The organism is Streptomyces phytophilus (genome assembly GCF_013870535.1).
GTDB classification, from domain to species: Bacteria; Actinomycetota; Actinomycetes; order Streptomycetales; family Streptomycetaceae; genus Streptomyces; species Streptomyces phytophilus.
The window spans coordinates 1-19,881 of the sequence record NZ_JACBXC010000021.1 but is presented as its reverse complement, the minus strand read 5'-3'; the positions used below and the strand labels follow the sequence as shown (position 1 = coordinate 19,881).

Annotated in this window: 35 protein-coding genes; 4 read left to right on the top strand and 31 right to left on the bottom strand. The window is 70.9% G+C overall.

Translation table 11 applies throughout. From position 1 onward, the window contains the following. From H5J30_RS03265 to H5J30_RS37640, 31 genes are all read right to left on the bottom strand, one after another. The coding region (locus H5J30_RS03265) for a hypothetical protein (protein WP_220188478.1) at positions 1 to 498 on the bottom strand (498 nt) is incomplete at its 3' end. Beyond that, positions 495 to 1,565 carry a hypothetical protein gene (locus tag H5J30_RS03260; RefSeq protein WP_181785617.1) on the bottom strand — a complete coding sequence of 357 codons (1,071 nt, stop codon included), beginning with the start codon at positions 1,563 to 1,565 and terminating at the stop codon, positions 495 to 497. The genes H5J30_RS03265 and H5J30_RS03260, both read right to left, overlap by 4 nt. A gap of 158 nt (positions 1,566 to 1,723) precedes the next feature. Then, positions 1,724 to 2,116, bottom strand: coding sequence for a hypothetical protein (locus tag H5J30_RS03255; protein ID WP_181785616.1), 393 nt, complete (start codon positions 2,114 to 2,116; stop codon positions 1,724 to 1,726). After that, positions 2,113 to 2,982, bottom strand: coding sequence for a hypothetical protein (locus H5J30_RS03250; RefSeq protein WP_181785615.1), 870 nt, complete (start codon positions 2,980 to 2,982; stop codon positions 2,113 to 2,115). Before H5J30_RS03250 ends, H5J30_RS03255 begins: the two co-directional genes overlap by 4 nt. After that, the gene (locus tag H5J30_RS03245) at positions 2,979 to 3,245 is read right to left on the bottom strand and encodes a hypothetical protein (protein ID WP_181785614.1); all 267 of its coding nucleotides are present in this window, start codon (positions 3,243 to 3,245) and stop codon (positions 2,979 to 2,981) included. The genes H5J30_RS03250 and H5J30_RS03245 overlap by 4 nt, the downstream gene beginning before the upstream one ends. Continuing rightward, a complete protein-coding gene (locus H5J30_RS03240) occupies positions 3,242 to 3,583 on the bottom strand; it encodes a hypothetical protein (protein ID WP_220188477.1) in 342 nt (113 codons plus the stop codon). The genes H5J30_RS03245 and H5J30_RS03240 overlap by 4 nt, the downstream gene beginning before the upstream one ends. Then, on the bottom strand, positions 3,580 to 3,849 hold the full coding sequence (locus tag H5J30_RS03235; protein ID WP_181785613.1) for a hypothetical protein: 270 nt from the start codon (positions 3,847 to 3,849) through the stop codon (positions 3,580 to 3,582). Before H5J30_RS03235 ends, H5J30_RS03240 begins: the two co-directional genes overlap by 4 nt. A gap of 63 nt (positions 3,850 to 3,912) precedes the next feature. After that, the gene (locus tag H5J30_RS03230; RefSeq protein ID WP_181785612.1) at positions 3,913 to 4,176 is read right to left on the bottom strand and encodes a hypothetical protein; all 264 of its coding nucleotides are present in this window, start codon (positions 4,174 to 4,176) and stop codon (positions 3,913 to 3,915) included. Further along, a complete protein-coding gene (locus H5J30_RS03225; protein WP_309505418.1) occupies positions 4,173 to 5,171 on the bottom strand; it encodes an ATP-binding protein in 999 nt (332 codons plus the stop codon). The genes H5J30_RS03230 and H5J30_RS03225 overlap by 4 nt, the downstream gene beginning before the upstream one ends. Positions 5,172 to 5,179: 8 nt before the next feature. Beyond that, positions 5,180 to 6,004 (bottom strand): PD-(D/E)XK nuclease-like domain-containing protein, encoded by an 825-nt coding sequence (locus H5J30_RS03220; protein WP_309505417.1) that lies wholly within the window; start codon positions 6,002 to 6,004, stop codon positions 5,180 to 5,182. Further along, positions 6,001 to 6,609 (bottom strand): 3'-5' exonuclease, encoded by a 609-nt coding sequence (locus H5J30_RS03215; RefSeq protein ID WP_181785610.1) that lies wholly within the window; start codon positions 6,607 to 6,609, stop codon positions 6,001 to 6,003. The genes H5J30_RS03220 and H5J30_RS03215 overlap by 4 nt, the downstream gene beginning before the upstream one ends. Before the next feature lie 93 nt (positions 6,610 to 6,702). Beyond that, positions 6,703 to 7,683 (bottom strand): DNA-methyltransferase, encoded by a 981-nt coding sequence (locus H5J30_RS03210; protein ID WP_309505416.1) that lies wholly within the window; start codon positions 7,681 to 7,683, stop codon positions 6,703 to 6,705. Then, positions 7,680 to 8,372, bottom strand: coding sequence for a hypothetical protein (locus tag H5J30_RS03205; RefSeq protein ID WP_181785608.1), 693 nt, complete (start codon positions 8,370 to 8,372; stop codon positions 7,680 to 7,682). Before H5J30_RS03205 ends, H5J30_RS03210 begins: the two co-directional genes overlap by 4 nt. Then, positions 8,369 to 8,947 (bottom strand): hypothetical protein, encoded by a 579-nt coding sequence (locus H5J30_RS03200; RefSeq protein ID WP_181785607.1) that lies wholly within the window; start codon positions 8,945 to 8,947, stop codon positions 8,369 to 8,371. Before H5J30_RS03200 ends, H5J30_RS03205 begins: the two co-directional genes overlap by 4 nt. Beyond that, positions 8,944 to 9,069 (bottom strand): hypothetical protein, encoded by a 126-nt coding sequence (locus H5J30_RS36350; protein WP_258563064.1) that lies wholly within the window; start codon positions 9,067 to 9,069, stop codon positions 8,944 to 8,946. The genes H5J30_RS03200 and H5J30_RS36350 overlap by 4 nt, the downstream gene beginning before the upstream one ends. Then, complete coding sequence (locus H5J30_RS03195; RefSeq protein ID WP_309505415.1) at positions 9,066 to 9,887, bottom strand: deazapurine DNA modification protein DpdA family protein; 822 nt, start codon at positions 9,885 to 9,887, stop codon at positions 9,066 to 9,068. The genes H5J30_RS36350 and H5J30_RS03195 overlap by 4 nt, the downstream gene beginning before the upstream one ends. Then, a complete protein-coding gene (locus H5J30_RS03190; protein ID WP_309505414.1) occupies positions 9,854 to 10,369 on the bottom strand; it encodes a VUT family protein in 516 nt (171 codons plus the stop codon). Before H5J30_RS03190 ends, H5J30_RS03195 begins: the two co-directional genes overlap by 34 nt. Further along, positions 10,366 to 10,638 carry a hypothetical protein gene (locus H5J30_RS03185; protein ID WP_181785606.1) on the bottom strand — a complete coding sequence of 91 codons (273 nt, stop codon included), beginning with the start codon at positions 10,636 to 10,638 and terminating at the stop codon, positions 10,366 to 10,368. The genes H5J30_RS03190 and H5J30_RS03185 overlap by 4 nt, the downstream gene beginning before the upstream one ends. After that, positions 10,635 to 12,290 (bottom strand): DNA cytosine methyltransferase, encoded by a 1,656-nt coding sequence (locus H5J30_RS03180; protein ID WP_309505413.1) that lies wholly within the window; start codon positions 12,288 to 12,290, stop codon positions 10,635 to 10,637. Before H5J30_RS03180 ends, H5J30_RS03185 begins: the two co-directional genes overlap by 4 nt. Beyond that, positions 12,284 to 12,505, bottom strand: coding sequence for a hypothetical protein (locus H5J30_RS03175; RefSeq protein ID WP_181785605.1), 222 nt, complete (start codon positions 12,503 to 12,505; stop codon positions 12,284 to 12,286). Before H5J30_RS03175 ends, H5J30_RS03180 begins: the two co-directional genes overlap by 7 nt. Further along, the gene (locus H5J30_RS03170; protein WP_181785604.1) at positions 12,502 to 12,693 is read right to left on the bottom strand and encodes a hypothetical protein; all 192 of its coding nucleotides are present in this window, start codon (positions 12,691 to 12,693) and stop codon (positions 12,502 to 12,504) included. Before H5J30_RS03170 ends, H5J30_RS03175 begins: the two co-directional genes overlap by 4 nt. After that, a complete protein-coding gene (locus H5J30_RS03165) occupies positions 12,693 to 12,914 on the bottom strand; it encodes a hypothetical protein (protein ID WP_181785603.1) in 222 nt (73 codons plus the stop codon). The genes H5J30_RS03170 and H5J30_RS03165 overlap by 1 nt, the downstream gene beginning before the upstream one ends. Then, entirely contained in the window at positions 12,911 to 13,165 is a 255-nt protein-coding gene (locus tag H5J30_RS03160; RefSeq protein WP_181785602.1) for a hypothetical protein, read from the bottom strand. Before H5J30_RS03160 ends, H5J30_RS03165 begins: the two co-directional genes overlap by 4 nt. After that, positions 13,158 to 13,364 (bottom strand): hypothetical protein, encoded by a 207-nt coding sequence (locus tag H5J30_RS03155; RefSeq protein WP_181785601.1) that lies wholly within the window; start codon positions 13,362 to 13,364, stop codon positions 13,158 to 13,160. The genes H5J30_RS03160 and H5J30_RS03155 overlap by 8 nt, the downstream gene beginning before the upstream one ends. 133 nt (positions 13,365 to 13,497) lie before the next feature. Beyond that, the gene (locus H5J30_RS03150; protein WP_181785600.1) at positions 13,498 to 13,728 is read right to left on the bottom strand and encodes a hypothetical protein; all 231 of its coding nucleotides are present in this window, start codon (positions 13,726 to 13,728) and stop codon (positions 13,498 to 13,500) included. After that, positions 13,725 to 14,219: a hypothetical protein gene (locus H5J30_RS03145; protein ID WP_181785599.1), complete on the bottom strand. Its 495-nt coding sequence runs from the start codon at positions 14,217 to 14,219 to the stop codon at positions 13,725 to 13,727. The genes H5J30_RS03150 and H5J30_RS03145 overlap by 4 nt, the downstream gene beginning before the upstream one ends. Next, on the bottom strand, positions 14,209 to 14,565 hold the full coding sequence (locus H5J30_RS03140) for a hypothetical protein (RefSeq protein WP_181785598.1): 357 nt from the start codon (positions 14,563 to 14,565) through the stop codon (positions 14,209 to 14,211). The genes H5J30_RS03145 and H5J30_RS03140 overlap by 11 nt, the downstream gene beginning before the upstream one ends. Next, complete coding sequence (locus H5J30_RS03135; RefSeq protein ID WP_181785597.1) at positions 14,562 to 14,963, bottom strand: hypothetical protein; 402 nt, start codon at positions 14,961 to 14,963, stop codon at positions 14,562 to 14,564. Before H5J30_RS03135 ends, H5J30_RS03140 begins: the two co-directional genes overlap by 4 nt. A gap of 1 nt (position 14,964) precedes the next feature. Then, complete coding sequence (locus H5J30_RS03130) at positions 14,965 to 15,399, bottom strand: hypothetical protein (protein WP_181785596.1); 435 nt, start codon at positions 15,397 to 15,399, stop codon at positions 14,965 to 14,967. A gap of 109 nt (positions 15,400 to 15,508) precedes the next feature. Continuing rightward, entirely contained in the window at positions 15,509 to 15,832 is a 324-nt protein-coding gene (locus H5J30_RS03125; protein ID WP_181785595.1) for a helix-turn-helix domain-containing protein, read from the bottom strand. Next, a complete protein-coding gene (locus H5J30_RS37640) occupies positions 15,829 to 16,032 on the bottom strand; it encodes a helix-turn-helix domain-containing protein (protein WP_181785594.1) in 204 nt (67 codons plus the stop codon). Before H5J30_RS37640 ends, H5J30_RS03125 begins: the two co-directional genes overlap by 4 nt. A 246-nt stretch (positions 16,033 to 16,278) precedes the next feature. Between H5J30_RS37640 and H5J30_RS03115 the strand changes: the two genes are divergently transcribed. From H5J30_RS03115 to H5J30_RS03100, 4 genes are all read left to right on the top strand, one after another. Next, positions 16,279 to 16,725, top strand: coding sequence for a helix-turn-helix domain-containing protein (locus H5J30_RS03115; protein ID WP_181785593.1), 447 nt, complete (start codon positions 16,279 to 16,281; stop codon positions 16,723 to 16,725). Between the two features lie 147 nt (positions 16,726 to 16,872). Further along, positions 16,873 to 17,700, top strand: coding sequence for a hypothetical protein (locus H5J30_RS03110; RefSeq protein WP_181785592.1), 828 nt, complete (start codon positions 16,873 to 16,875; stop codon positions 17,698 to 17,700). Positions 17,701 to 17,746: 46 nt separating this feature from the next. Further along, positions 17,747 to 19,102, top strand: a complete 1,356-nt coding sequence (locus H5J30_RS03105) for a tyrosine-type recombinase/integrase (protein ID WP_181785591.1) — start codon at positions 17,747 to 17,749, stop codon at positions 19,100 to 19,102. A 188-nt stretch (positions 19,103 to 19,290) separates the two neighbouring features. After that, positions 19,291 to 19,881 (top strand): TetR/AcrR family transcriptional regulator (locus H5J30_RS03100; RefSeq protein WP_181785590.1); only part of this gene is annotated, 591 nt, incomplete at its 3' end.

The window sequence follows — 19,881 nt, the reverse complement described above, 5'->3', positions numbered from 1 at the left end:
GCATTTCGGGCACACGATCCCGAGGGGTCCGGGCCGCTTCACCGCGGCGACCTCCGGGGCGTCGTCCACGTCCGGGACCTCCTGGCCGAAGCCGTCGAGGACCCTTTCGAGGTCGGGGTGCGGGCCGCCGGTGAGCGCGGGCGGCGCCGTGGGGGCGGATGCGCGGCCGGACGCGACGGCATCGAGCTGCCCCTTCAGCCGTCGCCGGTAGCCGGGGTCAGGACCGCCGTCCGGCGGGGGTTCGTACACGAAGTTGGCCAGCCGCTCCGAACGGATGATCTTCCGGTGGGTGCGGACGTCGTGCGGCTGGATCCACAGACGCTCCCCGGGCTTCTCCGGCGGCATGCCGTAGAAGCGATCCACCGCGGCGAAGCAGTCCGCGTCGAGGGGTGTCTCGTTGAGGGCGTTCGCCCACGCTTGTGCGGCGACGAGGCTTGGCTTGCGGTTGTCGAAGGCTGCGCAGCGTGCAAGGAGATCGGCCGCTTCGGCGGGTGTCATGAGGTTCGCTCCTGGTCTTCCTGGGCGCGGAGTTGCGCGGTGAGGGCGGCGTGGCCGGCGAAGTTCGCGTCGCTGCCGGTGAGGGTCTGGCCGGTGGGGAGCTGGACGACGTTGCTGGGGGTGCCGCGTTCGGAGATGTACTTGTTCTCCCGCGTGATCCACTTCTGCCACTCGGCGTACCAGTTGGGGCGGTTGACGCCCTCGCCCCGGAAGTGGGTGATGAACAGATTCGTGGCGTAGTCGACATCGACCCGGGGGTAGGTCTGCTCGGCCCAGCGGCGCATGCCGTCGGTCAACTCGAACCCGGCATCGTCGATGGGGGCGCGGCCTTCAGGCCGCGAAGATTCCGAGCCTGGCGCGTAAGTGAGATCACCACCTGAACCGACCCCCCTGGGGATGGGGTGAGGGGTAGGGGTAGGGGCAGGGGATGGGGAAGGCGCGCGTGACGTGCCCGCGCGCCCGCGCGTTGAGGGTCTCGGACCCCCCTCGGGAAGGGTCTCGGAGGGGGTTACCGAAGGGGGTCCGGAGGGGGTTGCGGAACCCCTTCCCGAGGGGTCGTCGTCAGGGCTGCCGAACGCCTTCCGGAGGGTGTTGATACAGTCGGCGACCTGCTGCCGGATCGACGGCCCCTGACCCCCGTTGCGGAGCTTCGTCGGCTCGCTGCTCAGCTCCTCCAGCGGGACGCGGTCCATCTCCGCCAGGAGCGCGCGCTGTAGCCGGCGCGACGTCATCTCCAGTGCGCCGGACACCATCGCGCCCATGACCTTCGGCATGCGCCACACGCCGTCGTTGCGGACGAAGGAACGGATCAGGAGTTCTTCCGTGTCCTCGTCCACGACGACGAAGCGCGCGTCCTCCAGGTCGGCGATGCGCTTCTCCAACTCGGCGACCGTGAGGCCGCGGGCCTTGCGCGCCCAGCGCCGGAGGGTGAGGTCGAGCAGGCCGGCGTGGTTCAGGTTCGGCTGGGAGATCAAGAACAGGTAGAGGCGCTGCGCCCGCTCGTCCAGCGCCAGGAAGTCCGGGTCCTCCCAGATGGAGGTGAGGATCCTGCCGTGGCCACGTGCCATGAGCTGCTTCTTTCTGACGATTCGGATCGTGGGATGGGCTGATGCTGCGCAGGTGCGGGCCTAGCTCCGCAACTGCCGTTGACCTGGGCTTTTCTGCTTCACCCCGGGCTTGTGCGGCTTGCGGCGCCTCGTGTACCGCGCAGTCCGGCGCCGGGCGTTCACGCCGCACGCTCCTGCTCGCCGTCGTTCGCCGGCGCCAGCCCGACGGCTTCCAGCAGCAGCCGTCTGTCTTCCGCCCCGCGGGCGCCCAACGCGATGTGCCGGGCGAGCTTCCGCTGCGCAGTGGTCCAGTCGGCGCGGGCCGGGATGTCGGCGCGCCCGCCCCGCTTGGGCTTGCGGACCCCGCGCCGCCGGTTGGGCTCGCTGGGCACAGCCCCTTCGAGCGGTGGCGCGGGCCGGGGTCCGTTGTCCTGCCGCGGGGGCGGCCCGCCCTCGGGTTTGCCGTGGGAGAACCAGCGGTTGTAGCAGGTGTGGCACCAGCCGTGGGCGCGGTGGGTTTTGACCTGGCCGCAGGCGCTGCAGCGGATGGTGGCGCGCTTGGTGGGGCTCATGCGGCCTGCTCCGTGTCCTGCTGGGTGAGGCCGGAGCGGGCGATCGCAGTGTCGAGGGTGCCGCGCTTCACGCCGAGCCGTTCGGCGGCCCGGGCGCGGTCGTAGCCCTGGGTGTTGATGAGCCAGAGGGCGTCCTCGGCGAGGGCGTCGCTGCGCGTGGCGCTGTCGCCGAGGTCGGCGATGGCGGCGGGGCTGTCGATGTAGTCGTCATCCCAGGCGGCGGGCGGCGGCCAGCCGTTGCGGGCGGCCACCGCGCGGGCCTGGTCGGCCCATCGCTGGCTGACGCCGCGGCTGGTGGGGTCGACGTTCCACAGCCGGTCGTACAGGTCGCGAACGGCGCGGGCCGTGGCCCCGGTGGCGGTGTCCACCTTGTGGTTGATCTGCTCGTACACGGTCGTGTGGGTGACGCCGAGGTGGTCGGCGAGGTGTGCCTGCGGCCAGCCGACGGCCATGAGGGCCTGGAGGCGGCGGCGGGTGCCGGTGCCGTCTACGGCGCGCCGGTCGGCGACGTTGTCGAGGGACGGCCGGATGGCGAAGACCTTGTCCGCGGTGGCGGTACGGACGCGCTTGGACGGCTTGCGGCCTTCACGGGTGTCGCCGTAGAGGAGGCGGCTGATGCTGCCGTTGGGTACGCCGCTGATGCGGCAGACACGCTGCCACCCGATGCCGTAGGACATGAGCATGCGCACGTGGGCGCGGACGGGTTCGGCGTCGACGTAGGGCTCCCAGCGCCCGTAGGCGATGAGACGCATGCGGGTGTTGTTGTACTGGCGCTCGCGGTCGAGGCATTCGGGCCGGCGGCAACGGTACTGCTTGACGCAGGTGAGGTTGTCGTGGTGCGGTGCTTCGCGGGTCTCGGTGCTCACAGTTCCTCCTTCCGGGGCCGGGGTCCGGTGTTCCTGCGGGCGGCGGCGTCCTGCCGCCACATGTCCTCCAGCAGCAGCCGTGCGTTCTCGTCGCGGCCGGGCTGCGTGTCGCGGACGATCGCGAGCAGTTCGTCGCAGTGCGCGGTGAAGCCGGCGTCGGCCGTCTCGCGCTTGAGGGCGCGCACCTGGCGGGCGGCGCGGCGGAGGCGGACTGCCCCGGCGGCGAGGACCGCGGCGGCGAGGAGGGCGAGGGAGGTCGTCATGCGGCCCTGCCCTGCTGCGCGGCCCGGGTCCCGCGCCAGGTCCGCACTCCGCTGTGCCGTGTGGTGGGTCGGGTGGATGCGGCCCAGCCGGCGGTGCGGATGTAGCCGTCGGCGGCGAAGAGTTCCATCGCGCGGCCCCAGTGGGCGCGGGGGTTCGGCGGCTCGGGGAGGTGGTTCTCGTCTGCTATCTCGAAGCAGGTGAAGGTGCGGCCGGACGCGGCGGCGGTCAGGTACGCCTCGCGGATCTTCTCTAGCCACGTGTCGAAGTCGTCCTGCGGCGGGACCTCGGCGCCGGTGATGTCCTGCTGGCCGGGCCCCGGCTGGCGGCGGGCGGTCATCGTTCGGCCCTCGCGATGAGCATGCCGCCGGAGCGGCCCGGCGTGCGGCCGAGGACGCGACGGAAGGTGTCGTCGATGGCGGTGTGCAGCTCGGCGTGGAGCTGCTGACGGGCGTCCTCGGTCAGGTCGTCGCCGGTGGCGATGTGGACGGCGAGTTCGATGGTGCCGTCGGGCAGGCCGTAGGCGTATGCGGGTCCGGCGACGAGGCCGTGGCTGTCGACCGCGTGCTGCCACTCGGCGGTCGTGAGGGGTCGCGGGTCGCTCATGGGATGCTCCTTGCTGGGGTCGGCCCGCCTGTTTGGGGCGGGCGGGACGGCCCCGCGGTCGGGTTACGGGGTGGGGTTGAGGACGGCGGCGCGGCGGTCGAGGTAGTCGCGGAGCATGTCCGGCTCGCCGGTGTCGTCCGCGTCGATGCCTGCGTTGAGCAGTTGCTCGTCGTCCGCCTGCTGCCGCAGCGCCTGCACGCAGTCGAAGCTGTGCGTCGTGGCGGCGACGTTCGCGATGGCCTGCGCCTCCGGGTGCGGGGTGAAGCAGTCGCGGCGGACCGCGACGTTGCCGACGCGCACCATGTAGTCGCGGCGGTCGTTGCTCATGCGGTACCGCCCTGCTCCGGCTCGTCGGCGGGTGCGTTCTTCAGCGCGGTGCCGCGGGCGCGGATGTAGTCGCCGAGGGACGTCGGGGTGTCGCCGTCGAGGTGCGGCGTGGCGAGCAGCCCGCGGGCGTCGACCTCGCTGTAGAGGGCGATCGCCTCGTCGTAGCTGGCGAGGTTCACGGCACGGTCGATGTACTCGGCCGGGTCCACCTCAGCCGCCGGGGCCGCCTGGCTGCCGTCGTTCAGCCACTCCAGGAGCGGCTTGGCGATGTCAGCGCCGCCGTTGGGCTCCTTGATGACGGCGCGGTGCAGCGACGGGCAGCGGGTCTTCAGCACGGTCAGCGTGTTGTCGATGTCCATGGAGCAGACGAGGCCGAATTCGTACTCGACGCCCTTGCGCTGTTCGGCGCGCATGCCCATCTGCTTGGGCTCTTTCTTGCCGCGCTCGTTCTCCTGTAGCACCCACTCGGTGGTGGAGCGCATGGTGACGACGACGTGCCCGGGGAAGGCGAGGAGGGCATCGATCATGTCGTTCTGCATGGGGGTGCCCTCCTGCCAGCCGGCGAAGGAGTTGCCGCCGAACCTGCCCTTGGCGCGGTCGACCTGCTGGAGGGTGCCGTCGGTGCCCTTCCAGAAGTGCGACAGGGAGTCGACGAACACGACGCCGTAGCCCGCCTGCTCGGCGGCCGTGAGGGCCTTGCCGAGGTCCCGCGGGTCGTAGCGGTGCATCTGCAGCACGTCGAACTGGATGCCGTTGATTCCGACGTACAGGGATGCGGCGCCGCGCTCGGTGTCGATGACGGCGAACCGCTGGCCTTCGGCGAGGCCGTGGGCGATGGACAGTCCGGTCCATGTCTTGCCGGAGCCGGAGACTCCTTGGACGGCGACGCGGGCTTTGGAGCCCTCCTTGGTGGCGGGGCGGAAGACGAACTCGATCTCGTCGTCGGCGGGCTGCCGCTGCTGGGCGGCGCGCTTGGGCGGGGGCAGGTTGGACACTGGATCTCCTATCGGTACTGGCGCTGGACCCACTCGGGCAGCGTGAGGACAGCGGTCTGCGGCACATAGGCGGGCCATTCGCCGGTGCGGCGCCCGCGGTCGTAGAGGAACGCGGCGGTGGCGACGTCGCGACGGGCGATCTCCTGTGCCGCGGGGTCGAGTTCGGCGACCGTGATCAGGTACGGCGCCTCGCGCTCCTGGAAGATGAACCGGAACGGCGCGGCGGGCGGGAGGATCCCGAGGGCTGCGGCGCCGGTCCGGTAGACGTGCTCCTGGACGTGGTAGCCGTACTCCCAGATCGCCTTCTCCAGCGACTCGGGCTTCACGGACTTGGCCGATTTGTAGTCGACGATTCCGTCGCCGCGGAGCCAGTCGAGGCGGGCCCGCCACCAGATGCCCTCGCCCTGCCAGAAGAGGGACTGCTCGGCCTCACCGCTCCCGGGTGCCAGCAGTTCGGACGCTTCGGGGTGGGCGTCGAGGGCGGTCGCCATGTCGAACACGGCCTGGTACTCGGCCGGCTTCAGCGGGATCTTCCCGGCGTCGCGGGCGGCCTTGACGTCGGCCGCAGCCGCCTTCGTCCGCCAGTCCTTGTGCTCGATCTTCGCCAGCTCGGGGCCGTCGCCGAGGACAATGGAGTGCGCGGCGGTGCCCAGTTCGAACACGCGCTTCGGCGGCTCGGGGTTGTCGAGGGCGTGCTTGAACCGGGCGGGGCAGTCGAGGATCTTCTTCGCGCCGGTCGCGGACAGGCTGCCGCCGGGGACGGGGTCCTGGTGGTAGAGCTCGGCGGGGATGTCGTACTGGCCCGGCTCCATGGCCTCGGCGACAGCGGTCACGCGGCACGCTCCTGTCCGCGGCGGGCGACGACGGCGTCGTACAGCGCGACCTGCCAGCGGGCGTCCGCGAGGGCGGTGTGCCGCTCCTTCTCCGCCGGGGGCGCTACGCCCAGCGCCTCGGACAGGTGGTAGGACTTCCACGGCAGAGCGACCGTCTCCGCGAGGTCTACGGGCCCGCTGTAGGTGAAGTGCTCGTTGGCGCCGTAGAGCCAGCCGGCGGCCATGGCGGGCACGTCAATGACGCGGTAGTGCCACGGCCTCGGGTCGGCGTAGTAGCGGCCGAACAGGTTGCCGATCATGTCCGCGTCGAAGGCCGGGTTCGAGCCGAGAATCACGGCGCCGTTGAGGAGGGAGTACAGCCGGGTGGCGGCGGTCTGCCGGTCATCCCACCGCCAGTCGGGCGCGGTGGTCCGCTCGTGGTAACGGTTGATCTCCAGCGCTTTGGAGTCGGCGTTCGTCAGGTCCGGCTCGATACGGAAGACGTACTCGTCCTCGTAGCCGTCGGCTCGGACGATCGCGGCGATCTCCCAGGCGTCATGGAGGAACCGGTCGAGGCCAGTGGTCTCGGTGTCAACTACCGCCAGGGGCGGCGTCTTGCTGCTCACTTCGGTCTCCTTGCGGACGCGTTGATCTTGGGTGTGGGTGGGTGGTGCGGCCCCGCGGCCGGGTGCGGCGGTCACCGCCCGCAGGGCCGGGCCTCAGGCGGTGTCGAACAGCGCGGGCGCTGGTGCCGGCGTCTCGGTGGAGTCGGGCTCGGGCTCGAAGTCGAAGCCGGGCTGCGCGAACCGTGGGATAGCGAGGTCGTGGTAGGCCGCTCGCAGGTCGATGCCGATGTACTTCCGCAGCAGCCGCACGGCGGCCTCGCCGGTGGTGCCGGAGCCGGAGAACGGGTCCAGGACGGTGCCGCCGGGCTTGCAGCCGGCCTTGATGCAGCGGATCGGCAGGTCGATCGGGAACGTCGCGAAGTGGCCGCCGCTGGTCTGCCCGGACGGCAGGTCCCATACGTCGCCGGGATTGGGCCCGGCAGGGTGCGAGGCCAGACTCGGGACGGACTCCTTCGCGCCGTGCCCGGCAGGGCCGTGCCAGACGTGCCGCCCCAGAGTCGCCTGCCGTTGAGCGGAGGTCATGCCTGCGTGTGCGGGCTTCTCCCGGATGGCGTCGAGGTTGAACGTGTAGGTGTCCTGCTTGGTCAGCAGGAGGATGTACTCGTGGCGTCGGCTGAGCCGGTCGTCCACACGTTCCGGCATGCATGACGTCTTCCGCCACACGATCTTGTTGCGGAGCGTCCATCCGTCGTCGACGAGCGCCGTCGCGAGACGCTCGGGGATCAGCAGCAGGCTCTTGCGCTGCCCGGGGACGGGTCGTCTGGGTTCGGATGTGATCCCGATGCGGCTGCGGATCTCCCGTGCGGACCCGTATGTGTCGCCCACGTTGATCCAGCAGGTGCCGTCGTCGGTGAGCACCCGCCGCGCCTCACGGAAGACGGCGACCTGGGTGGCGACGTATTCGGCGGGCGAAGCCTCCAGCCCGTACTGGCCGGGGTCGCCGTAGTCGCGTGCGCAGTAGTACGGCGGGCTGGTCACGATGCAGTCGACGGAGCCGTCCGGCAGCGTCGCCAGCTGCTCCAGGGCCTTGCCGAGGAGGAGGGTCACGTGGTCGTCGTGGTGGTAGACGCTCACCGTGTCACCGCCTCCAGTTCGTCGGCGGTCGCGAGAAGGGCGGTGCGCACGTCGGCGACGCTGCGGCCGGCCGCCCATTCGTCGCAGGTGGTGTCGTCGGCCGCATCGGAGCTGCCGGGGTTGAGGTGGTACTGCAGGCGGTACTCGCTGTCCTCGGCGAGGAGCGAGTCGTATGTGTCCTCGAACGGCAGGACGGCGTTGGGGTCGCCGTAGATGGCGGCGCGGATGCAGCCGACCGGGTCCGGGCCGTGGGTGAGGGTGAGGTCGGCTGCGGTGCGCAGGGTGCGGACGACGTCGTCCATGGTCACGCCACCTCCCCGGCGTCCTCGGCCCAGCCGGGCCGCCGGTCGACCCGCGGCATCCGCACGTCGCCCCCGCCCCCCACCGCCGTGGGCGAACGGCGCCTGATGCAGCGGCCGGACGCATACGCCCCAGCTCACGGGTTCGGGCCGGGCCTGCGGGCTGGCGACGGTGGAGATGTGCTGCGGCAACTCGGACATGCTGTGCGCGTTGGCGTCGCGGGCTTCGAGGGCGCGGAGCCGACGGCTGATGTCGGCGTTGATGGCCGTCTGCCGGTCGAGCTGCTTGGTGAGGTCGTCGACGCGTGCCTGGAGGCGCTGCGTCTGCCCGGGTTCGGTGTGCGCGCCGGGGCGGCGGCGGATCCGCGGCCGCGGGAAGTGGAGGGTCACCGGTCGTCACTCCCGCCGTCCTCGCCCTCCAGTTCCGCGACGAACGTCCGGTCGTCCGGCAGGGCCGTCAGCGGCCAGAGCCTGATCAGGCGCACGGGGTAGTAGCCGTTGTCATCCGACTCAGGCGACGCGAACCGGCCCTCGGTGTGCGCGCGCTTCTGGAAGCCCTCGTAGACCTCGAAGTTCTGCGCGTCGAAGTCGACGACGTAGCCCCACTCGGCGAAGAGGGAGTCGGCCGGGAATTCGCTTGCATCTCCGATCACGCCCGCCTGGAGCATCCGCGCAGGGCTGCCCTGCGTCTCACGTAGTAGCTGGTACCAGTCCGGCCGCTCACGCCGCCCACCGACGGTGCGGTTCGTGAACGGCGCCAGCCGCTCGATGTCCTCGTCGGTCGGCTCATCGACGTCGGTGACGACGCGCAATGCCTGAGCGGCCGTCTTCGCGGCGCCCAGGTCGGCTTCGCGTGCCCACCGGAGCACGTCGAGACCGAGCCCGTCCGGGTAGCTGTCGTGGTGGTTGTAGGCGGTCTTGGTCGCGCCGTTGACGGCGAATGAGATGAAGCCTCGGGTGCTCATGATCGGGTTTCCCCCTGGTGGGTAGTCGTCTTGGTGAGTCGGCGGGCGAGGATCAGCAGCCCGGCCGACGGGATGCACAGCGCGGCCATCGCGAGAACGGCGTCGCGGGTACGGCGGGTCATGCGGCCACCCCCAACGTGAGTTGCTGGGTGCCGCAGGCATCGAGTACGTCCCGGCGCCAGGCGAGGGCGTACCGAAGGCAGTTCGCCTCGTTCCGGTGCGGGCCGCGGGAGCGAGGCAGGCGGAAGTAGCAGCCCTCGGGTTCGCGGCGGCCGGCGGCGGACCATGCCATGGAGTCCGCGGACACGAAGAGGTGTGCGACCTCTCGGAGCCCGTCGACTTTGAAGCCGAAGCCGTGCAGGCGCAGGCCGGTGATCTGGGTGAGGCAGTACACGAGAGCCGCGGCCTCGCGGGTCGCCTGCCGGCGGCACACCGACCCGATGCCGACTACCGGGAGCACGGTCAGATCCACGCCCGCCTGCTCATACATGACGACGCAGCGGTCGTAGTCGGCGAGCGACCAGCCCTGTATCACCGGGATGATCGGCGCCGTGTCGTCGGCGGCCTTCAGGTCGAGGTAGTTGCCGACCGTCCGGCGCTGATGTTCGGTGACCGTCAGGCCGGTCCTGGCGAGCATGTCCGGCTCGCACATCCAGTCCTGCGGGGCAGCCCAGTCGATGCCGATCTCCGCCGCGTACCGGTTGATGCGGTCGACGTACTGGCGGGGGGTGGCCCCGTTGTGCCATCCGCCCTCACGGGACAGCTCAGTGAAGCCGCCCGAGTCGACGGCCACGGGGCCGCGGGCCTCCGGAAGTCGGAGCATCTTCTTCAGGTGCCGGTCCGAGACGAACAGCGGCACATCCGTGTGCTGGATGAAGTGCGGCTTCGCACCCATGTAGAAGCGGATCACGCCGCCACCGCCTTCCGGCGGGACCGCCACACGGCGATCACGGCGAGCGCGGCGAGGGTCATCCACGCCTTGCCGAGCAACTGCCCCGGCAGGTAGGTGAAGGAGCCGAACGCCAGCCACAGGAACAGGAGGCTGTCCGCGACCAGGCCCACCGCGTTCGACGCGGCCACGGCGGTCAGCCGGCCGCGCTTCCGCAGCGGCTCGTACACCAGCGAATCGGCGGTCTCCGACAGCGCGAACGCCGCCGCGCTGGCGAAGGCGAGCGCCGGGGTGGCGAGCCAGAACGACAGCACCGCACCCGCGGCGATCGCAACGGCCACCGCGGGGCGTCCGACCGTCTCGCGCACCGCGTCCCGCAGGACCAGCACGAGGCCCACCATGTACACCCCTGCCGGGGCCACGTAGCCGAGCCCGACAGGCTGCGGATCGACGTGGGCGACCAGCCAGTTCGCGACCGGGATCGTCGCGATGTACCCAGCCAGGACGGCGGTGGCCTTCATCCAGGACTTCACCGTGCACCTCCCGTGGTCCACCGCTGCCCGTCGTGCCGGTGGCTCGCCCCGCCGACCAGCGCCGACAGGTCCCGGCGGGCGGTGCGCGTCTCGAAGCCGGCGAGGGTTTCGGTGTGGCCGGCGGCGAGGGACGCCGCGTAGTCCGGGGCGCCGCCGCGTAGGCGGGCGTTCACGGCCTGGGCGTCGAGGAGCTGGGACTCCAGCTCGGTGACGCGGGCGGTCACGGCGGCGAGGTCGGCGGCCAGTTGCTCGCGCGTCGGGGCGGTCATGCTGCGGCCACCTCCTCATACCTGCTGATGTCCTCGCCGGTGATGGCTTCGGTGAGGGCGGCGACGATGACCTCGGCGCAGTTGGGGGTGACGGCGTTGCCGTACTGCCGGACGCGCTCCCGCTTGTTGCCGAGCACGACGTAGGAGTCGGCGAAGCTCATGGCGCGGCCGATCTCGTGCGGCTCCAACATGCGAAATAGCACGTCCTCGATGTCGACGGAGCCGCGCACGAGGGCGTACCGGTCGCGCGTCGACAGCGTGCCGACGGGCTCGCGCACGGTGCGGGCGGTGCCGTTGCCGTAGTACGGCACCAGCAGGTGCTCCCACGTGATGAGCGACTGGTGCCCGGCGGCGGTCAGCGTGCGTAGCGGCTCGGTGGTGGGGGTGCAGTGCTCGCCTCCCGGTCCGGACCGGCTGCTGTTGTTCCGCATCACGAACGCGGCGTCCGGCATCACCAGGCCGTGGTGGTTGCCGTTCGCCGACACGGTGCCCACCGGCTCGCCGATCGACCGCCCGCGGAGCTGGTCGCCCCCGCCCCGCATGGTGACCATGAACGGCAGCCACGCCAGCCCGGTCTCGTTCCGCGCGGTCTGCGTCCGCAACGGCAGATTCGCGGAGGCCGGCTCTTTACCGTCGCGGCCCTCCACGGGGATGAGGAGTGGCGGTATCGCCAGCCCGTCGTTCTCCCGGGTCGTGCGCGTCGGCATGGGGCCATCAGCCGGGACCGCGTCGGTCCGCCACGTCCCTCCTGCCGGGACCATCAGCGGGCGGGCGAACTTGTCCAGCCCCGCCTGGATGCGCGCGAGGGTCTTCTCCGCCAGGGGCTTCGCGCGATCGCCGATGCGCTGGCCGGGCAGCGACCAGTCGATCGCGACCGCCGCGGGCAGCACCTCCGGCTCGACGACCCGGGACCGGCACGCGGCATTGGGGCAGCGGTAGACGTACTGCTGCCGGTAGCGGCCCATGTCCCGGCCCGGGGCCTTGAAAGACTGCACGGCCTGCACCCAGCCGTCGCAGCCGGGGCACCAGGCGCGCGGGCGCAGCCACTTGTCCCAGTCCGGGGTGCGGCGCAGGCTCTCGTGCCAGTACGCCACGTACAGGCGATCCCTTGACTGAGGCGCACGGTGCACCGACCGGGGGTCGGCGTGCATGCTGTTCAACGCGATCGTCCGCGTGCGGTAGCCGAGCTTGCGGATCTCGCCCAGCCACCGGTCCCACTGGTCCCAGGCACGGACGTCAACGACGTTCTCGACGGCACCGGCGAGGACCAGGCCGCCGCGGTCCTGCACGCCGCGGAGGTACAGCGGCACCTCCTCCATGAGGGCGCGCGACCGCTCGACTTCCTCCGGGGTGGCGCCGTCGTCGAACAGGTCGCCCTGCAAGGTGTTGTGGAAGTCGCGCTTCCGGCCGCGGGCGTTGGACCACTGCGGGCACTCCGGGGAAGCCCAGAAGATGTCGCAGACGGGCCAGCGGTCCACGGGTGCTTCGCGGATGTCGCCGCGGTAGTGGTCGGTGTCCGGGAAGTTCGCGGCGTGGGACTCGATGGCGCGTTCCCAGTGGTTCGCGGCACGGGTGACCTTCACCCCGGGCACCGCGTGCGCGCCCTGCGAGGAGCCGCCAGCACCGCAGAACCAGTCCATGAGCGTCAGCACGACGCACCCCCCGCCGGCTCGAACCAGCGCGCATCCTCCGGCCCGCGCGGGATGAGCAGCCCGGCGCGGCAGAAGTCGCCTACGTCGCCGCGCGCGGTGGTCCTCTTCGGCGCGTCGAGGCCGCGGTTCGCGGCCCACACGTCGCCGGTGGTGACCCGCGTGCGGTCGCACAGCAGCTCCCACAGGCGGTGCTGCCGCGGGGACAGGGCGGTCACGACGCACCCCCGTCCCGATCGGTGTAGAGGAACCGGTAGAGGGCCTGCCGGAGGTCGACGAAGTCGTCGCCGTCGATCGGCGGGTAGCCGTGCTGCTCCAGCAGCCGGGCCACGTCCCAGATGAGACCGAAGGAGAACCGCGGGTCGTCGTCCGGCTGCGGCGGGATCGGGTAGTGGCGCTCGGTCATCAGGCCACCTCCTCGGCGGCGCTGTCCTGCTCGTACATGGCGTAGATCTCTTCGTGCGCCTCGTCGTAGGCGAGGCGCTGGATGGGGGTCCACGTGGTCTCGTCGCCCCAGATGCGGCGGGCGATGGTGTCGAGCCGGGTGAGCGCGTACTGCGCCCGGTCCGCGAGCGGCGCGCGGGACTCGATCGCCGAGGCGGGCGTGAAGTCGTCGATGAGGCTCACGACGGCTCACCCCCCTCGACGACCTCGGCGGCGTCGGTCCAGCCACCGAGTCGGGCCGCCGCGGCGGCGAGCTGAAGGGCTTCCTGCGCGAGGCGAGAGGCGTCCCCGGCTGCGGTGGTGAGTCGCCCTGCGGCGGTGTCGTCGGCGAACTGGCGGGCGTGCCGGGCCATCAGCTCCGCGTCGGCGGCGAGCTGCTGCCGGTCGTGCCGGGCGCGCGCGGCCAGAATGCGCCGCGCGAGTTGGTCAGCCATCGGAGGCCACTCCCTTCGGCAGGCAGGCGGGACACACGAACCCCTGCGGGCGGCATGCGCTGTCCGGGTCGAGGTCGAGGTACTGGTGGCGCTGCTCGTCGAGCCGGCCGCGGTCGAGCCGCAGGGCGGTCGCGCGGGCGGCAACCACGTCGCCGCTGTCGTCGAGGGCGTTGATGCGGAGGGTCTGCGGGATGGTCATGACCTGCCTCCCAGGCCGAACCAGCGGAGAAGCGCGGCAATCGGCCGCGGGGGGCGCCGGGTGTCCAGCGCGTCAGCCAGCCGCACAGCGGCGGCATCCAGGACCGGAGCAGGGGTGGAGTCGAGGGCGTCCATCAGGCACCGCCGATCTCGTCACGGCGCTGGGTGCGCTCGCGGTCCTCGGGTGACATGCACCCGGCGCAGACGTTCAGTGACCACCAGTGGTCGCTGGAGTTGGGGTCGACCTGCGGCGGGAGCGACGTGCGGAGGTACCGGTCGCCGCGCTGGATGGTCCGGTAGCAGCCGTGCATGTCGCAGCGCTTCGCCTTGCGGGCGGTCCGGTAGGTCCGTAGTTCGAGACTCACGACCCACCGCCGATCTCATCCGCGCGGCGGCGGAGATCGTTGATGCAGTCGCCCATGGCCCGCTCGTAGTCGGACGGGTCGCGGTCGCTGGCAGGCGACAGGTGTGACGCCAGCTCATCGGCCATGCGACGCAGCTCGGCCGCGCGCTCCTCGGCGGCGAAGGTGGTGGCTTCCTGGGTCTCGATGAGGAGCGCCTGCGCCAGCATGTGGCGGGATCCGAGCACGGCAGTGCCGGGGTCCGGGTGGTCGGCGATCAGCTCATCCAGAGATGTCAGCGCCTCGCGGCCCGCGGCGATCAGGCTGTCCCGCTCCCGCGTCAGCCGCTCGATCTTGTCGTCCTGCTCGGCGACGTGGTCGCACGCCTCACGCAGCGCGCCACGCAGGCGGTCGACCTCGGCGACGGTCTGCGCGATGGCGCTGTCCTCGCCGGACATCTCGGCCAGCTCACGGATCTGCTGCTCGCGCTCCGGCGTCATGCGGTCAGCGGTCATCGGAGGCACCGCCGATCTCGTCGGCGCGGACGTCTTCCACCTGACGGCGGGGCTTGTAGGGGAAGACCCTCACCGCGCCTCGGCTGACCTTGTCGGCCAGGCGCCAGATGACGCCGGCCTGCTTGGCGTACTGCCTGCCCTGCGCGTGATGCTCGCTGGCCTTCTTCTCCAGCCACGCCACGACCTCGCCGTGCGCCTCCGCCAGCACCTCGGCGCGGTAGGCGTCGATGAAGTGGTCACGGGCCGATACATCCGAGATCGCCTGCTCGGAGCTGCGGTTGTCGCTGTCGCCGCCCAAGATCTGGAGCGTTTCGATGTAGCGGTCCAACTCGTCCCGGGCGTTCATGCCGCACCGCCGTGCAGTTCGTCGGTGAGGCGGGCGATGTCGTCCAGCAGCCCGTCCGGGTACGGGTCGCCGTAGCGGCGGCACTCCCGGCGGGCGGCCAGCAGTGCGGTCAGTTCGGCGCGCGGCTGGCGCTCGGACTCCCAGCGCTCCAGCTCGACGCGGTCGTTGACCAGCGCCGCCCAGTAGGTGCGGAACAGTTCGTCCAGCGCCGGGCCGATCACGGGCTCCGGAAGGAGATTGAAGACGATGCGGCCGATCTCCACGCCGAGGTCCGTGCCGTTGCCGTCCGGAGACGGCACGTGCTCGTCCTCGACGGACTCAAAGAGCGCCCGCCACTCCGACTGGCACAAGCCCTCGGTGATCTCGTTGAACTCGGCGTTCACATCCGGGGCGGCCATGTCACTCACCGCCCGTCTGCGCGTCGCGCGCGGCGGCGGCCATGGAGCGCAGTTCGTCGTGGACGCGGAGGATGCCGACGTTCTCGGACACCTGCGCACTAGCGCGGGGGCCAGCGGCCTTCTCGAACTGGCGCAGTGCGAGGGCTCGCTCCGCCGCCTCGTCCAGCACGGTGGCGCGGGTCTCGCGCTCGACGTATTCCACGTCGGCCTGTGCGGACGCCGCACGGTCGCGGGCGTTGTGCCACGCGTTGTGGTAGCGGTCCCGCTCAGCCCGCAGGCGGTCGACCTCGGACCGCGCTTCGCCCTCGACCTGCTCGCGGAATCGGTCGACGTAGTGCTGGTTGGTCTTCGCGTCCGACGCCGGACGGCACGACAGCAGCGACAGCAGTGCCTGCTCAGCCGACGGCTCGGGTACGGGAGTTGCAGATGAGACCATGAGACTGGTCCACCTCTCTCAGATTCGGGATGTGCGGGTGGATCACGCGGCCCGCGGGCCGCGGTGGCTCCGTCCCGGTGTGTGAAGGCCCGGGGCGGGGCCGCAGCCGTCAGGCGGCGGGCTTCGCGTACTTGTGCGGCTTGACCTCACCGCTGTCCTGGATCTCGCGGATGTGGCGGGCGAGAATCCGCGGCGACTTGCCGACGTAGGTACGCGGGATACGGCCGTCCTGGATGGCCTCGATCACCCAGTTCTCGCTCTTGCCGAGGAGGACGGCGGCCTCGGCGGGGGTGAAGCACTTCAGCTCCAGCTCCGCGGCGGACAGTTGCCCGCGGGTGATGGCCTCAAGAACCTCGGTGAGGCGCTCGACGATGTCGTGGTCGAGGACGGTCGGGCCGGCCGCAGTGGGGGCAGGCTGGTCCTTCCTGTTCACGGGGTCTCCCTTGTGATGGCGCCGAGGGGCACATTCAGTACGTCGGCGCAGCGGCGGAGGGTTTCTTCACCGGCGGGCTGCAGGTTCCGCTCGATACGGGACAGGTAGCCGGGGGTGCGTTCGATGAGGTCCGCGAGCCGTCTCAGGCTGAGTCCGCGTGCCTCACGGATGGACCTGAGTGCGTCTCCGTTCGGTGTCACGTTCAGTACGTTAGGCCGATTGGTTCGGTGATCGCAAGGGGTTCGACGGTGTTGGTTCGGTGTTCTGCGGGTGTGCCGCAGCGCGTGAGGCACTGGAATTGCACGTTCAGTGTGCGAACAGGTGCGGTCAGTGATGCGTCACGCGCCTAATGAGGAAACAAAAGACCGCACGCAACACCGATCGATACAGGTCAAAAGGGTGATTCGGCAGGTGCGCGTTTCCTTGGCTTGTGGCATGGTGCAGACATGGCCAAGGACTGGAAGCGGCTCGGCCTCGCCGTCAAGCACGCCCGCGACGACCGCGGCATGACGCAAGCCGACCTCGCCGAGGCAACAGGGCAGGACGCATCGACCATCCAGAACCTTGAGACCGGGAGGTTCGGCAAGGGCTTCTCCCGCGTCCCCTCCTCGGCCCGCCTCGTCGCCGCCTACTTCGGCTGGACCGACGACTCCCCCAGGCGCATCCTCGACGGCGGCGACCCCGTCCCGCTCAACCCCCCATCCCCCACGCGACCAGAAGCAGCGGCGCCGGCAGAGGGCGGCGAACCAGTGTTCCGCGACCCCCGCTATCAGGCGATCATCGACTCCGCCCTGCCCTACGAGGAGCGGGCGCAGATGATCCGCGATCTTGTGGAGGCTGCACTCGCCCGCGCCCGCGAGCAAGAGGACAGCATCGCGCGCGACGCCGGATAGGGGCGCGATTCAGCCATCCGGGCTATCGACGCACGCAACCCCTTGCGGTACGCACGTATCTAACCCGTGAGGTGGGTGCAGCGACGTGGTACGGGGGTGGACGTGGACGTGCTTTGGTTCGCAACAGCATGGGCGCTAGGGGCACTTGTGGCGCTGGTGGTGATGCTGTATCGGAGAATGGCCCGGGTAGAGAGAGGGCTCTGCCGGGCACGCGGCCAACTGGCCGAGGTGCAGCGCGAGATGCACCAGGGCCGGCTGACGCTGCTGGCTCCAGCGGAGGACGGTCCCGATGCCGAGCCGCCCGAGGCGACACGCAAGAAAGGCCACCTCCTGCTGATTCCCGGCGGCATCGGCGCCGGCGCGGCGATCGCTACCAAGATCCGGACCGCATTCGAGACACACACCGTGGCAGCGACGACCATCACCGCGACCGTGGCCGGACTCACCGCAGCGTCCATCCTGTGGGGTGCGGCCATGGTCGTCGACACCGAGGCCGACAGGCGGCCTTCCGCCGTGCCCGCGACTCCGCAGGCCCCGGGCGGAGAAACGATTCCCCCGGAGGCCATGCCTACGCCCACGGCGGGCTCCGACTCGCCCCGCCCCTCCCCCACGGGTCCGGCAGACACCGGGCCGGGAGGGGAGCCCCGCCCCACGAGTGACCAGGCGCCCGCGGTGAACGCCCCGACGCCGGCCGGGGACAGCACCACCACAACGACCGCAGACCCTGGGACGGGAGACAATCCACCTCCGGCCGGCACTACCTCCGGGACCGACGGCGGCACCGGCACCAGCCCGGGAGACGAAGAGCCATCGCCCAGCGACGACGCAGGCGGGACGGACGGCGCAACCAGCACTGACGGCTCCAGCGACGGCGGCACCGAGCAGCCCACCGACCCACCCGGCACCGACGGGCTAATCTGCATCGGGCTCACCCTCCCCCCACTGCTGGATGTCGACCGGCTCTGCCTGCTGTAACGGCCATACTGGGAGTCGAGTTATCGCCTGAGCGCAGGGAGCCGGCATGGCGCACGCGGAGAAGCGTGGCTGGGACAAGAGAGCAGGGAAGTTCCGCTACCGCGGCCGGTACAAGCTGCCCGACGGAACCTGGGGGTCGGTCTCCCGCGACGACCAGGGGCAGCCCTTCTACCGGGCCCGCGATGCCGAGGGCTACGCCCACGGCCTCGAAGTCGACGTGCGCCGCAAGACGTTCATCAACCCGCGCGACGGGAGGATCACGGTCGCCGAGTGGTCCGAACTCTGGATCGAGTCGGTAGAACTCGCCAACCGCAGCGACGGCACCTACCGGCAGCGGCTCCGGTCGGTGATCCTCCCCGAGTGGGGGTCGGTAGCGATGGGCGACGTGACCGAGGTGGCCGTGAAGACGTGGGAGAAGAAGCTCCGCGCGCGGTACTCCGCGAACTACGTCAAGTCCGCGATGTCGGTGATGCGGACCATGTTCGACGACGCTGTCTCCTCGAAGGTCCGCGGCGACAACCCGGTGCCGACGCGAGCGGCCCGCCGCCGCGGCAGGTTCAAGGGGAAGGGGCCGAAGGACGAGACGGTCATCGCTTCGCCTCGTCAGGCATTGCTGCTCGCCCGCAACGCCTACGAGCTGCGCGGCCTGGCCGGCTACGTGCTGATCGTGACCATCGCCTACTGCGGGCTGAGGATCAACGAGGCGACCGGGCTGCGGCGCGAGCATCTGGCCCTCGTCGACGAAGGCACCGGCTGCCGACTACTCGTCCAGGAGCAGAGCCAGCGGGTCAACGGCAAGCCGGCACAGGTCGATCCGAAGTACGGCTCCACGGGCAACCTGATCCTCGCGCCGTTCCATGCGGAACTGATGCGGCGGCTGCTTGCGAGCCACGACAGCGAGTGGGTGTTCCCGGCGACACGCGGCGGGAAGCTCGACACTGGGGCGTGGTTCTACACCAACTGGTGGCGGCCGATCGTGGACGGCCGGCGGGTGGCGGCGCGGTTCGCGTCCCGCCCGGCGACGCTGCCGGCGCTGCGGGCGGTCGCAGGGGTGGAGGGCATCGTGCCGCACGGCCTGCGGCACAGCATGAAGGTCTGGCTCGATGAGGCCGGGCATCCTAGAGTGGCTGTCGAGGAGCGCATGCGGCATGTGATCCCCGGCGTCGAGGGCACCTACAGCCACACCACCCCGGCGATGGAGAAGCGGATCGCCGAGACGCTGCAGTCGCTCTGGGAGGACTCGCTGAAGCCGGTCGTCGACCGCCGCGAGTACGAGCCCCCTCGGACTCCGCGGAACACCCGGAACCAAGTTGATCTCCCCGAAATCTCCCAGCGCTCAGGATCGGCCACGATCCCCGCACAGGCGACTACTCCCTCGGCGGGTCGGGTGCATAGCTCCTGACCTGCAAGGAAACAGTCACGTGACGTGACCGACCTGCACTCGGGCGGCGCAAAAGGCATGGTGGGCTCAGGCGATCCCCCGCATCGCCCGAGCCCACCACTTCCCCCCGGCACCGGACGTGCTCACGTCGGTGCCGGAAGCCTTGCCGAGTATACTGGCTCTCAGCCAGTGAAGGCAGGAGTTACAGGATGTCCCCCCGCAGGCCCGCAGTCAATGAAGAACTCAGACGGCGTTCCCGGGAGCGTCTGCTGCAAGCCACGGTGGAGCTGGTCGACGAACGGGGCTTCGAGGGCACGACCTTGGGGGACATCGCAGAACGCGCGGGTTCCGCGCGCGGTCTCGTCTCGTACTACTTCCCCGGCAAACGCCAGTTGGTGCAGTCGGCCGTGCACAGGCTGATGCATCTTACGCTCGGCGCCGCCCTGGAGCGGCCGGCGCACACGGAGGACGGGCAGGAGCGGATGGCCCGCGCCATCGACGCGATCCTGGGCCTCTCCCAGGACCACCCGGTACTCATGCGGCACCACATGGCCGGCATCCTGCAGGCGGACGGCTTCATCCAGTGCGCGGAGCAGCAGCAGCTGGCGGTCCTGCTGCGCGACACCGTGGCGAGCTGGGGCTCGCCCGACCCGGACACCGAGTACCCGATGCTGCGGGCGCAGCTGATGGGCGCGGTCTTCGCGCTGCTGCTGCCGGGGGTCCCGATGCCGCTCGACCGGCTGCGCGGCGAGCTGTTCCGGCGCTACGGGCTGGACTGGCACCTCGGCGTCCCGCCGGAG

Excerpts from the sequence above, each read along its gene's own strand:
- H5J30_RS03260 (WP_181785617.1), bottom strand. The coding sequence starts at position 1,565 with ATGGCACGTGGCCACGGCAGGATCCTCACCTCCATCTGGGAGGACCCG.
- H5J30_RS03255 (WP_181785616.1), bottom strand. The coding sequence starts at position 2,116 with ATGAGCCCCACCAAGCGCGCCACCATCCGCTGCAGCGCCTGCGGCCAG.
- H5J30_RS03245 (WP_181785614.1), bottom strand. The coding sequence starts at position 3,245 with ATGACGACCTCCCTCGCCCTCCTCGCCGCCGCGGTCCTCGCCGCCGGG.
- H5J30_RS03240 (WP_220188477.1), bottom strand. The coding sequence starts at position 3,583 with ATGACCGCCCGCCGCCAGCCGGGGCCCGGCCAGCAGGACATCACCGGC.
- H5J30_RS03235 (WP_181785613.1), bottom strand. The coding sequence starts at position 3,849 with ATGAGCGACCCGCGACCCCTCACGACCGCCGAGTGGCAGCACGCGGTC.
- H5J30_RS03230 (WP_181785612.1), bottom strand. The coding sequence starts at position 4,176 with ATGAGCAACGACCGCCGCGACTACATGGTGCGCGTCGGCAACGTCGCG.
- H5J30_RS03200 (WP_181785607.1), bottom strand. The coding sequence starts at position 8,947 with ATGAGCACCCGAGGCTTCATCTCATTCGCCGTCAACGGCGCGACCAAG.
- H5J30_RS36350 (WP_258563064.1), bottom strand. The coding sequence starts at position 9,069 with ATGACCCGCCGTACCCGCGACGCCGTTCTCGCGATGGCCGCGCTGTGC.
- H5J30_RS03185 (WP_181785606.1), bottom strand. The coding sequence starts at position 10,638 with ATGACCGCCCCGACGCGCGAGCAACTGGCCGCCGACCTCGCCGCCGTG.
- H5J30_RS03170 (WP_181785604.1), bottom strand. The coding sequence starts at position 12,693 with ATGACCGAGCGCCACTACCCGATCCCGCCGCAGCCGGACGACGACCCG.
- H5J30_RS03160 (WP_181785602.1), bottom strand. The coding sequence starts at position 13,165 with ATGGCTGACCAACTCGCGCGGCGCATTCTGGCCGCGCGCGCCCGGCAC.
- H5J30_RS03155 (WP_181785601.1), bottom strand. The coding sequence starts at position 13,364 with ATGACCATCCCGCAGACCCTCCGCATCAACGCCCTCGACGACAGCGGC.
- H5J30_RS03145 (WP_181785599.1), bottom strand. The coding sequence starts at position 14,219 with ATGACCGCTGACCGCATGACGCCGGAGCGCGAGCAGCAGATCCGTGAG.
- H5J30_RS03140 (WP_181785598.1), bottom strand. The coding sequence starts at position 14,565 with ATGAACGCCCGGGACGAGTTGGACCGCTACATCGAAACGCTCCAGATC.
- H5J30_RS03135 (WP_181785597.1), bottom strand. The coding sequence starts at position 14,963 with ATGGCCGCCCCGGATGTGAACGCCGAGTTCAACGAGATCACCGAGGGC.
- H5J30_RS03130 (WP_181785596.1), bottom strand. The coding sequence starts at position 15,399 with ATGGTCTCATCTGCAACTCCCGTACCCGAGCCGTCGGCTGAGCAGGCA.
- H5J30_RS03115 (WP_181785593.1), top strand. The coding sequence starts at position 16,279 with ATGGCCAAGGACTGGAAGCGGCTCGGCCTCGCCGTCAAGCACGCCCGC.
- H5J30_RS03105 (WP_181785591.1), top strand. The coding sequence starts at position 17,747 with ATGGCGCACGCGGAGAAGCGTGGCTGGGACAAGAGAGCAGGGAAGTTC.